This is a genomic window from Paenibacillus selenitireducens (genome assembly GCF_002021565.1).
GTDB lineage: Bacteria > Bacillota > Bacilli > Paenibacillales > Paenibacillaceae > Paenibacillus_K > Paenibacillus_K selenitireducens.
The window spans coordinates 113801-125777 of record NZ_MSZX01000009.1 but is presented as its reverse complement, the minus strand read 5'-3'; the positions used below and the strand labels follow the sequence as shown (position 1 = coordinate 125777).

Here is an 11977-nt window from a genome sequence, read left to right as displayed (position 1 = left end):
AATGCATGAAGAAGTGGGGTTTTTTGTTCGTAACTTTAGTACTTTTAGGTTATATTATCTTTCAACAAGTAGGGAAAATTGCGGACGCAAGTCCGATTCGTATAAGTCCAAGCATGTCATTTCAAGAGAAATACATATCGATGCAAATTTCGCAAGATCAAATATATCAAGGTGACTTGTTATTAGTGAATTCGAAGTATCCTGTTCAGCCGGAAGGCGTACAATCTGACGTGATTCGTCTTACTCAGGATTCAAAATGGGTGACCGGATATAATTTATTAGAGACCGACATTTCCTTATCTGAACATGTCGCTCAATCTTTTGCGAAGATGGTTAAGGATGCGAATCAGGATCAAGTGAATCATTTCTCGATGAACAGCGGCTATCGAAACTTTGATAAACAGAGTCAGTTATATGAAGAAAAAGGCTCGGACTATGCATTGCCTGCAGGGTTTAGCGAGCACAACATGGGTCTCTCCCTGGATATCGGGTCCACGCAGATGGAGATGAATCAAGCGCCGGAAGGGAAATGGCTGATGGACCATGCATGGAAATATGGTTTTGTACTGCGATATCCGAAGGACAAAACAGCAATCACAGGCATTCAGTATGAACCTTGGCACTACCGTTATGTGGGTCTGCCGCACAGTGCGATTATGAACAAACGGGATATGGTTCTAGAAGAGTACCTGGAATATGTGAAAAAAGAAAAGTCCTTTACTTACAAAGTCGATGGCGAGACGTATGAAGTTACCTATTACCCAGTGACTGGAAATACGGACATTCAAGTCCCCGTAGATCGATCCTATGCGATTTCCGGGAATAACATCGATGGGGTTATCGTGACCGTGTATCCTAAATAGATTACACCCATCTACTTGCCCGTAATGGCCGGATTGGTTACAAGGATCATTTCAACGGTATTCCATAGTTGCGGTAGGAACTGAATGACGTCCTCGGCTCGAGATATGAGGGATTCTGTTGAGGTGATCCCGAGATCGGCGATGACCGCTTCAAAGGCGTGGCTGCGTTCCCGTTGTGTTTGAAGCGAAGCATCTACCTCGAGAATCTGATGACAGCGCGCGAAGGTAGTGACGATCCAGAACATCGCTTCACGATGATAGCCAGTACGGATTAGTTGGAGACTCCCGTCGATCGCAATGGGTCGAGCTGCGGATGTGATGTCTGTACGGAAGAAAAATGGAGTTTTAGCAACCGCTGCGGCGGCGTCAAATGTACAAGCTAATTCTGCGACGTGGTGTTCAACTTGCTGAGGTGTCAGGTGAGCACACCCAAGTAACTTGAGCAAATTCAAATAAAGACCGTCCAAATCGTGACCATAATCTAACAGTACCTCGCGTGCGGCAAAATATCGAAGTCGTACCGTAGGGTTTCGTAACGCAGCCGCAAGGAGTACATGCGTAGTAACGCCTGTAGGGAACAACCAAGCCGTAACTTGGTCATGCCATGACGCAGATCTATTGATGGATCGGAGCCCTTGTTCGATTCTCGATCGAGCATGTTCACATCGGCGCCGCACCCATTTCATTTCAGCAAAATGGCTGAATACCTGTGTTTGTAATCTTCGCAAATTTCCAGTTGGATCCGCAATGATGGTGTCAGTGCGAAAACCGCCTGCCAAGTGATAATTCGACAGTACATCTTCGACGGAGGAGAGCTGATTCCAAGACAGATACGTGACTTCTACGAGCGTTCCACGGTAAATAAACTTTCCAAGCTTGAGAGGAGGTTCTTCCTGTGCGATGACGATCACGACATCGATATCAGAGGAGATGGCTAACTCCAAATCATCAGGAAGACCAACGGTTGAGCCGCTGAAATACGCACCTATGAACCAGTGATCATGGCTCGCATGCTGAATGACCCATTCGGCAGCGAAAGCCCGTGCTTCGCCAACTTTCATACATATATCCCTCCATGGAGTAGGTTTTCAGAAATATAACCAATATACATTTTATGTCATAACCATGATATCATATGACCTATGCAGTTCGTGGTAGCACCTGGTAAATATGCGGTTTAGGCGCTCCCCAAAGAAGCATCAGATAATGTTCCGGCCAAAATAAACGAATAAGACTTGCAAATTTCTTCACTTCTATGTCAAAATCAACATAGATTCGCTCTTGACCTTTGTAGGTTCTCGTGCGAGTTTGGCAACGAGTGTGGAAAAGGCCGCGGATCATTTCGCCGTGAGTGCAGCCTTCATCCTCACTCTTTTTTTCTTTGTTCATTTCAAACAAAGCAACAGCTAACAGCGTTTCTGCTGCAAATAACAACTCAAAATGGGCATGGTGATGCGCTTCGAATTCGGAGTGGCACAGTTCAAATGCCAATTCCTGTTTAGCTGTACGAAAAAACACCTCGATGCGCCAGCGTTTCACATATGTCTGCAAAGCTTTCTTCGGAGTGTCGTAGCGATTACTAATGAGTAGATAGGCCCCTCTGTACGTGGCCGGGGATTCGTCTTTATCCATTTCTATGGTATCGTGAACTCCTTGCTCGTCTTCTTTTAGACGCATGGCTACAACAGCAGCGATCTGTACGTATCGTTGCTTTTTCACTTGCTTCCCCTTGCGGTTCGTAACCATGGTAGGCTGCTTCATATAGATATTTGGAATCGCAATAGACACGAGACTCGTGGATCCCTGTCGCTTTAAATCATTAAAAACTTCGCGAATGAGCATGACGGGCGTAAGCGGCACGTAACGTTCTTTCCCCGTGCACGGCTCAATTATCTTACGAAATAAAGCCGTATTACGTTTAGCCTTTGTGACCCAATCGAAATGGTGGGACTCCAGGAAAGCGAAAAAATCCTTACACAAATACCAACGATCCATCGCCACCCATAAACGGCATTTCACGGATTCGCGCAGCATTAGAAGCATTTGCTTGGCGAGATCCAGCTTCGCAAGGCCTTCTCCTTTGATCTCAGGTTTGTGCCAGACTGAGTAAAACAAAGGATACTCAAGTCCACTTTTCAAAACAGCTTGTAGCACCACCAGATTCATGGCCCACGTATAGGTTTTGGAAGAATGATCGTAGAGCCAGCTAAGAAAAGGGAGCTGCTTTGCGTATGGATGAGCACAGTGGGTGTCGTCTAAATTCACAACATCTCCCTCTTGAAGTTGTGTTATCGCATCCTGTTGCAAACGTTCTACGCGCTTTTTCCCAAAGGTTTTCCATGCAAAAGAAGTTGTAAAAAAACGGCTTATCGTGTATTGAGCGAGTTTCCAGGGTTTAAACATTGCTAGTAGTATGCTATCTCTCTTCGCTAATTCTGCCATTTGGACAACAGAAGGACAATTGGATACCAAACCAACAACATAGAGAAAGCAAATCAACCAAGATGGGGTACCGCTGCGTTTCATCATACCCGATTGTGTTAAGAGCAAGGAGAAGTCAAAGCGATCCCACAGGGTGCGTAAGATAGGAGCGCCAGCACATTCACTAAGAGATAGCTTTGGGAATTTTGGCTTTTGTAAAGTATTCATTGGGAAATCACCTGTTTTTTTGAAGTAATACCTTGAGAAAAGGTATCCTTCGCAATTATTGTGGTGTATTCCAAATGTCAAGTGTTTTTTTCTGTTTTCTGCACTAATTACTACCGAATCTGATTATTACCAGAATCTATCTTGAACTGCATAGGTCATGAAACCTATATTTATAGACCTAAAAAATACACTAACCTACATTTTATTACAAAAAATGTAGGTCAATATATAACTGATTTGGATTATCTGGGTTGACTGGGAAAAAATGGGGTGTTAGTCTGGTTAAGAGCTAGCTCGACAAAATTAACCTCTAAGGAGATGCTTGTTTTGAAGAGTTTTAAAAAAATTGCACACATAATTCTATTGGCAGTTCTAATCGTTGCATTACCTACAAGTGTGTTTGCAGAAGTATCACAGGTACCGAGTGAAAATGTTGAAGCTGGTACCTATCCTGAACATGTCCGAATTCCTATTAAATTGGTACCTCTTGAAGGTAATCAATTAGCTAAAGGTAGCGGTACGATTGATGGTTATTTAGATTTCTGGTCTGAGGTTGATGGTAAAACTGTAGATGCTAACTGGACAGTTACAATTACGACGCCAAAAACATGGATTAGTTATGTTAATATGGTTGTTACGTGGGATATTGAGCCCTATGGTGAGCAATTCAAATATAGTACATTTGGTACCCCAAGATCTGTATCTAATCAAGCAACGAAATCATATGCATTTGCAGGTAAGAAATTTGCCACAATAAACGGATCAGTTACTTGTTTATCTTCAGATGGTTCGGGTGGAGTAGCATATGCGGTTACTCCTGGTACGATTCAGTTTGAAGTAAAATAATATTTTAAATAAAATAACTAAGGAGAAAAAGATATGGGCTAGAACCCTAGACTTTTTCTCCTTTAGTTATTATAGGAGGAATCGGTTTTGGAGTTGTTTGAAGAGATATTTCATAAACAAGTTGATGAGGAACCAGCCATTAATAGTAATAAGCAAGAAATGATTAGACCTAAAATTGATCGAATTAATGCAGGGGATTTTGATAATAATAAAGAATTATCCCCACTATGTCAGTTCTTCATAGCTCAATTTATTTCAACTGATATGAATGGTGTATTATATCTCCCGATAGTAGAAGAAAAATATTATAGACAAATCATTGAAGAGATAGCACCTTGTTTTGACATGATAAGAAAAGTAACAAAAGGTAATGAAGTTCAAATAATGTTACAAACAATAAAAGATAATGCAAAAAATAAGTTTCTAAATCTTAAAGTGAATAATAATTTGAACCCTATTGTTTATGATTTATATAACAAGGAAACGAATGAAAAATCATACAGCAAGATTAAGCGATTTAATGTAACATTAGATCAGATCTCTATAACAAATGAATATGATATAGAAGGAATTTGGGACTTTATCTATAACACATTTATGGAATTGAATGATTGCGTTATTCTTATGCCAAATGAATGGTCGTTTGATAGCTCATTCAAAGATCATATTGCTGTACGTGCTTTTGCAAGTGTGTGCAAATCAATGCAAGTAACAGTTGATTGTGACAATAATAAGATTGTTGCAATCATTTTAACATAACCATTAATATTACTTTTTAAATACAAATAGAATTAATGAGTCGCCAATAGGTGGCTTTTTTTATGGGTACATGTTTTTGAATTCTTTTTTTCTAAAGTATTCACACTAGATTCAACGTACTTTACAGCGAACACAAACCTAATGAGATAGTCGCGGTGGTAAGGTGCGTTTAATGTGTTGTGAATGGTAGAAATGAAATAGTGAGCAAACACAAGGTGATACAACATATTGTGTATAAACCTGTGGATAGTTCTTTTTTATCGCTGTATATGGACTTTGACAGGGTGTGCAAGTTGTTATAAAATCTTTTTAGAACTTAACGCTTTGAAAATCCGAAGGGAGGGGGCGGGTCTTTTTCACAAAACGAAAAAAGACATCCTCTTTTTCTTATTTAAGAGCAGAAAACACATATAAATTAACGATGGAGATAGGTTATCTACGAATAATGTAGACGGCTTATCTCCATTTTTTATTTCTACCAACGTAGGGAGGTGAAGGGATGAAGACAACACCAAGACAAAGAGCGTTTGCGGATTACTATATTGAAACAGGTAACGCCAAGGAATCATATATAAGAGCCGGATATATTTCAACGGGTAATGCAGCGGAAGCAGGAGCGGTTCAGATATTAAGGAACATTAAGGTGAATTCATACATTGCCGAGCGCATGGAATCCAAGGATAAAGAACGGATTGATTCACAGGATGAGATTCTTGAAACCTTAACCCGAATCCTACGTGGTGAGGAATACGAAGAGATTCCTATTGGTATAGTCGGTGGAGCGCAAATGTTAACACCAAAGCCGCCAAGCACGAAGGAAAGGCTAGACGCTGCGGAGAAACTAGGGAAGCGTTATGGACTATGGAAAGATGTTATAGACGTTACACACAAATTACCTACGTTCGTTAACGATGTTCCCGAAGATGATGATTCATGAGTGCTATTAGCGTTAAAAAGTTAATAGGGAAAGGTTATAACCGTTTTTGGAACAATCGTAACTTTTACCGAGTGTGCAAAGGTTCGCGGGGTTCGAAGAAGTCCAAAACAACAGCGCTCAACCTTATATATCGCATGATGCAGCACCCTTGGGCTAATACACTAGTAGTAAGGCGTTACAGTAATACATTGCGTCAGAGTTGCTATACAGACCTTAAATGGGCTATCAATCAATTAGACGTGAAATCGCTTTGGAAAACGAATGACAGCCTTCCTGAGTTAACATATAAACCGACAGGACAGCGAATCATATTTCGTGGACTTGACGATCCATTGAAACTCACCTCAATAACCGTTGATGTGGGTTCTTTGTGTTGGGCGTGGTTTGAGGAAGCTTACGAAATCGAATCAGATGATAAGTTTCGAACCGTTGTCGAGTCTATCCGTGGTAGCTACGATGACCCCGAATTCTTCAAACAGATAACCGTAACATTTAACCCGTGGAGTGAGCGCCATTGGCTTAAAAAGGTGTTCTTTGATGAAGCTACACAAGAGCCTGACACATTCGCAATGACAACGACATTCCGAGTGAATGAATGGCTGGATGATGGTGACAAAAAGCGGTACGAGAGCCTTTATAGAACGAATCCACGACGGGCTAGTATTGTGTGTGACGGTGATTGGGGCGTTGCAGATGGATTAGTCTATGACAATTTTAGAGTGGCAGAGATTGACCGTGTAGACGTTCTAAAACGGTGTGATTTAGTCGCCAATGGCTTGGACTTCGGTTATACCCATGACCCGACAGCATTCATTTCTATTGCGGTAGATAAGGAAAATATGCGGCTTTACATCTTGGATGAAGTGTATGAACGTGGAATGAGTAATAAAGCCAAATAAGAGCGCCTAGACGGTAAGGGGTACACTAGAAGCCCTATCATTGCAGATAGCGCCGAACCTAAGAGCATAGACGAATTAAAACGGTTAGGATTGCAGAGAATCAAGGCAGCAGCCAAGGATAAAGATTCCATCATGAACGGCATCCAATTCATACAGGATTTCGAAATTGTCATTGATCCACGTTGCGTTAACTTTATCACCGAAATCAATAACTATACGTGGGATAAGGACAGGGACGGTAACACACTGAACAAGCCTATAGACGAGTTTAATCACTTGATGGATGCTATGTGGTATGCGTTGGAGAGTGCAAGGAAATCAAATAAGGTGCGTTCGCTGAATTCGGGATCATTAGGTATATAACAAAGAAATAAAGGAATTCGATAGTTATCCTAGAATTGACTATTAATATGCATAATAACTGATATCATAAGGTTATGTTTTTTTTGCTTAGAAATTCATTTCTTGGAGAAGGAGACCCCATCTGAACCGGATTTCCCCAAAGGAATAGCTAAGCCGGCACTTCGTGCGCTTGCTGGAGCAGGATTTGTAAAGCTGGAACAGTTGAGCAAGATCACCGAGGCCGATGTACTGAAGCTGCATGGGATGGGTCCCAAAGCTATGGGGATCATACGCATTGCCCTTGAAGAGAAAGGTTTATCGTTCGCTGATGGGGAAAAAACAAAATAATAATCAGCAACTCTTCCTAACGAAGATCCGTCTAGGATACATAGAAGTGATTGATCCCAGAATCCGAATTGGAAAAAGCAAATAAATCATATTTTTGTGATGCCTTGTAACGAAAACCGTTGAGAGGATGATGGATTTGAAAGCAAGATGGATAGCGACTGCCTTATTCGCTGCACTACTTGCAGTACCCGCAGTTGCGCAAGCCGGAGGAACGGCCTATTATCGGTTCTCATGGGATCAAGGCGGGGAATCCTCTGGAAGCGCCGTAGTCAAAAATGGCACAACCTATATTTCCGCTTCTGTCATGGAGTCCGCCGGAATGAGCATAACGTGGGATAAAGCGCATCAACGCGCAGAAATGATTGGTTATGGCAAAAAAGCGGCGGTGCGGATCGGAAGCAAAACAGGTGTGATCGACGGTCGCCTCGTCGATGTAGGTGCCGCTCCGTATGAAAATAAGAACGAGCTTTTCGTACCCGCGAGGTTCATCGTTCAGACGTTAGAGGGTAATTCTCTTACATGGGATGCGGAACACCAGCTTATAAGCGCTGCAGGATTGCATACGTATCCGGGAGCCAGCCAAACCTATGCAGGCATGACATACAGTGTGGTCAAGAATACGGGGGAGCTGTTCGTAACGGACAAAAACGGCATCCAGACCAAGATCGCAAATCTCGGATCCGAACTCTACGATGGCGTTACATTCGATTTTAGAAAGACACCCGGCGGCCTATTATTCCTTACCATTGGAGATAATTACGGGGAGCCACACATTAACAACCATCTCTTTTACCTCATCCTCAAGGACGGATCTGTCATACGTCAATCTGACGTCAAGTATTGGCAACGATACGAACAAAATGTGACTCAGTTCGGAAATGAATTGCTGCTTACAGACGGCAAAACTTTACGTTTCATCGAGGATGGAACAGGGGTTGTGAAGTCGACGCTAGATCTCGTCAAATTCGGCGGCGAAGATGATAACTATTTCATCGAAGGCGGTGATGATGATTTTCTGCTCATCCGTGCCAATGGTTCCGGTCTGCTGAAGCTGGTCGAACGTTCAAGTCAACAAACCGTAATCCTGTATGATAAACTTCTTGGTGCAGCTGATATCCAATACGCCGAATCCAACGATGCACCATATCGAGGAGATTATTTGAAATATGCGAAGAGAGAGGAGAACATACTCTACTTCAGAAATAACTCCCCCATTGCCAAGGACACAAATTTATATAGCTATACTTTGCACATAAAGGTAGAAGAGAAGGGGCCAGATCTGAGTCCCAGCGGGAACTGAGCAAAGAAATAGGAGCTTGCTATGCAGCAGCTCCTATTTTTCTTTTGCCAAGATTGTGTCTACCAAGTATCGTGAGAGAGCTGAGGCATAATCGAAGGAATGTTTTTGTGCTACGATAAGTCTTCGGTGATACGTAACCCATGATCCCATTTACGGAGCTCCGGCACCTCTTCGGTTTCATAACAAATTTTCTCTAACCGCTTCATATCACGAAGAAAGATATATTTCTGCCGTATTTCGATAAGACCTTCACTCTGAAATTCACTTAGCGTCTTGGAGATCGATTCGCGTGTATTTCCTACCATACTGGCTAAAAGGGCATGATTCACTTTCATGTCTATTTTACATTCGCCATTTTCGAGTTTACCGACATTATAATAGAGATCCAACATTAAATTGGCTAACTTCGTACGAACATCAAGAAAGGTCAAATATCGTATGGTTCGATTTAATACGCGAACGCGAGCGAACATCATCGTATAAGCGATTCGTATAACGGAAGGGTATCGATCAACGATGGCCAAAAAATCCGGTTTACTGATCTGCCATGCAACAACAGGCTCTAACGTTTCAACGGAGGCAACGCGGTACAGATCGCCGGTTAAGGCTTCGGCTTCGCCTACGACATCTCCTGGAAAATGAATGCCAATCACGATTTCTTTGCCGTCTTGGATCCGATACACCTTTACCTTGCCTGTACGCAGGATGTATATACTATCACTTTGGTCATTTTCGAACATAAAAACATGATTCTTCTTATATTTACGTTCTCGCAGCATCGGCTCGAAACGTTGCAGTTCATCCGTAGGGATCTCTGAGAAAAGAGGAACCTCTCTTAATTCTATCATGGACGCAGATCCTTTCGAGTTGTATGTACACTAACTAAGGATACAGGAGCTGGTATGAATTCGCAATATGCACCTAGTGAGTTATCATATGTTCATGTTAATTTACATAATGACATCTTATATCCTCGAATAATGTACTGTAAAGTTTCGTATTGACCGGTTTCATAGAACATGTGTATACTATGAATCAACAAATGTGCGGTAATATATTACATTTGTTCATAGTTCAATTGACACTTACAAGGGGAGAGTGGTTTTTTTGAAATTGAAAATGAAAGCGTCAACATTATTGCTGACGGGGGCCTTGTCCACGACATTTGCCGCATCAGCGTTCGCTGCTCCGTTGCAACCCATCTATCATCAAGAGTGGATGCAGCAAAAACAAATCGTGAAAGGATACGATCGTGGAGATCTCTTGTTAGAAACGAAAGTTTCTCTAGGAGAGGCGGTTGCTCTTATTGCTAGAGGGGCAGGAGAAACCGTTGAACAATCAAGCGGATATTGGGCCGAGGGTTATTTGAATTGGGCATTTGCCAAAGGCGCGATCACCAAAGAAGAGCAAGCAAATGGTAGAGTATTCCCTACGGCTGCGCGTCTGATAGAAATCTCTAAAAGCTTACATATGGATCTAAAACTATCAGGTGACGCACCCGTCACGCGGGGTAGTTTCTTACAGGCATTAGGCGACGGACTTACGGAACATATCACGATCGCACACACAAATGATGTTCATGGCCATATTCAAGAGAATACGAAGGACAAAGAGTTTGGTTATGCCAAAATTGCTACACTGGTTAACGATTGGCGTAAGGAAAATAGCAACTTTTTGTTGATGGATGCCGGTGATACGTTCCAAGGAACCATCTATACCAATCAATTCAAGGGAGAAACGGTCCTGCCTATTCTAAATTCGCTTGGTTATGCGGCGATGGCAGCAGGAAATCATGAATTTGATTACGGTTATGAACAATTACTGAACTTGCGTGATCAGTTGAAATATCCGATGATCAATGCGAATGTGTACAAGGCAGACGGCGCCAACCTTCTTGTTCCGACCTATACGGCAAAAGTAGGCGATCAGACGATCGCATTTATTGGATTCGTGACAGAGGATACGCCGATCGTCACCCATCCGAACAATGTCATTGGGTTAACGTTCAAAGACCCTGTTGAAATTGCCAAAAAATTAGTGCCTGAACTGCAGGCGCAAGCCGACCACGTCATTATCCTCTCTCATATTGGGGTAGAGAAAGACCGGGAGATTGCGAAAAATGTACCTGGGATTGACTTAATTATTGGGGGGCACTCACATACACCCCTTCGAACGCCTGAAGTTGTTAACGGTACGCATATCGTTCAAGACTGGGAATATGGTAAATCTCTTGGGCGCGTAGACATGTATTACTATGACAAAGAATTGGTAGGGTTTAGCGGCGGATTGGTAGAGTATGATGAGAATGTCAAAGCCGATCCAGCTATCGATAAGCTGGTTCAAGAAGTTGTTCAAAAAGTAGAGAAATCCATGAACGTAACGGTTGGGAAAACCAATGTAGATCTGCAGGGAGAAAGACCGCAAGTGCGCGCGGTTGAGACGAATTTAGGCAACTTTATTGCGGATGCAATCATTGCGAAAACAAAAACGATTCAAGGTCATACCGCAGATATCGCGTTAGTGAACGGGGGCGGAATCCGAGCGAGCAAAAAAGCTGGGGATATCACCAAAAAGGATCTCTATTCGATTCTACCCTTCCCGAATACATTAACGATCGTAGAAGCTACAGGCGCAGACATCCGTGCAGCACTCGAGGTTTCTGTCAAAGGCGTTGAGAAAACAGATGACTTGCCAGGTTCCTTCTTGCAAATAGGCGGCATGTCTTTTGAATACGATATTACGAAACCTGCTGGGCAGCGTGTATTGGACGTCAAAATCGGCGGAAAACCACTGGATTTAACAAAAACATACACCGTTGCTACGAATGACTTCATTACTTCTGGTGGGGATGGATACAGTATGTTGAAAAAAGATCAAGTTTTAAATACCGGATACACATTCTATGACGTCGTAGAGGAATACCTCGAGCAGCATAAAGAGATTAACCCGCAAGTCGAGAATCGCATCGTTGTCAAGAAATAGCTCCTATCCAAGGAATTGACCCTGGTGTCAGTTCCTTTCTTCATGTTCGCCA

At 42.4% G+C, this 11977-nt stretch carries 10 protein-coding genes and 1 pseudogene; 8 read left to right on the top strand and 3 right to left on the bottom strand.

Annotation, left to right across the window (positions count from 1 at the left end; translation table 11 throughout):
* Positions 1-5 precede the first annotated feature (5 nt).
* A complete protein-coding gene (locus tag BVG16_RS21480) occupies positions 6-863 on the top strand; it encodes a M15 family metallopeptidase (protein ID WP_078501249.1) in 858 nt (285 codons plus the stop codon).
* A gap of 11 nt (positions 864-874) precedes the next feature.
* Here the strand turns inward: BVG16_RS21480 and BVG16_RS21475 are convergent, their stop codons facing one another.
* Together BVG16_RS21475 and BVG16_RS33435 are read right to left on the bottom strand one after the other, a co-directional pair.
* Positions 875-1924, bottom strand: a complete 1050-nt coding sequence (locus BVG16_RS21475) for a hypothetical protein (RefSeq protein WP_078501248.1) — start codon at positions 1922-1924, stop codon at positions 875-877.
* A 79-nt stretch (positions 1925-2003) separates the two neighbouring features.
* Positions 2004-3512, bottom strand: coding sequence for a transposase (locus tag BVG16_RS33435; protein ID WP_233147127.1), 1509 nt, complete (start codon positions 3510-3512; stop codon positions 2004-2006).
* Between the two features lie 327 nt (positions 3513-3839).
* On the opposite strand from BVG16_RS33435, the gene BVG16_RS21465 reads away from it, so the two are divergent.
* From BVG16_RS21465 to BVG16_RS21440, 6 genes and pseudogenes are all read left to right on the top strand, one after another.
* Positions 3840-4358 (top strand): hypothetical protein, encoded by a 519-nt coding sequence (locus BVG16_RS21465; RefSeq protein ID WP_078501247.1) that lies wholly within the window; start codon positions 3840-3842, stop codon positions 4356-4358.
* 87 nt (positions 4359-4445) lie between these two features.
* Entirely contained in the window at positions 4446-5117 is a 672-nt protein-coding gene (locus BVG16_RS21460; RefSeq protein ID WP_078501246.1) for a hypothetical protein, read from the top strand.
* A 499-nt stretch (positions 5118-5616) separates the two neighbouring features.
* Entirely contained in the window at positions 5617-6054 is a 438-nt protein-coding gene (locus BVG16_RS21455; protein WP_078501245.1) for a terminase small subunit, read from the top strand.
* Positions 6051-7316: pseudogene (locus BVG16_RS21450) on the top strand (PBSX family phage terminase large subunit). The gene BVG16_RS21455 and the pseudogene BVG16_RS21450 overlap by 4 nt, the downstream one beginning before the upstream one ends.
* Before the next feature lie 102 nt (positions 7317-7418).
* Positions 7419-7643: a helix-hairpin-helix domain-containing protein gene (locus BVG16_RS21445; RefSeq protein ID WP_198957517.1), complete on the top strand. Its 225-nt coding sequence runs from the start codon at positions 7419-7421 to the stop codon at positions 7641-7643.
* A gap of 136 nt (positions 7644-7779) precedes the next feature.
* Positions 7780-8943, top strand: a complete 1164-nt coding sequence (locus BVG16_RS21440; RefSeq protein WP_158081749.1) for a copper amine oxidase N-terminal domain-containing protein — start codon at positions 7780-7782, stop codon at positions 8941-8943.
* A 110-nt stretch (positions 8944-9053) separates the two neighbouring features.
* Here the strand turns inward: BVG16_RS21440 and BVG16_RS21435 are convergent, their stop codons facing one another.
* Entirely contained in the window at positions 9054-9791 is a 738-nt protein-coding gene (locus tag BVG16_RS21435; protein ID WP_078501242.1) for a Crp/Fnr family transcriptional regulator, read from the bottom strand.
* A gap of 271 nt (positions 9792-10062) precedes the next feature.
* Between BVG16_RS21435 and BVG16_RS21430 the strand changes: the two genes are divergently transcribed.
* Positions 10063-11925, top strand: coding sequence for a bifunctional metallophosphatase/5'-nucleotidase (locus BVG16_RS21430; RefSeq protein ID WP_078501445.1), 1863 nt, complete (start codon positions 10063-10065; stop codon positions 11923-11925).
* Positions 11926-11977: the final 52 nt, after the last annotated feature.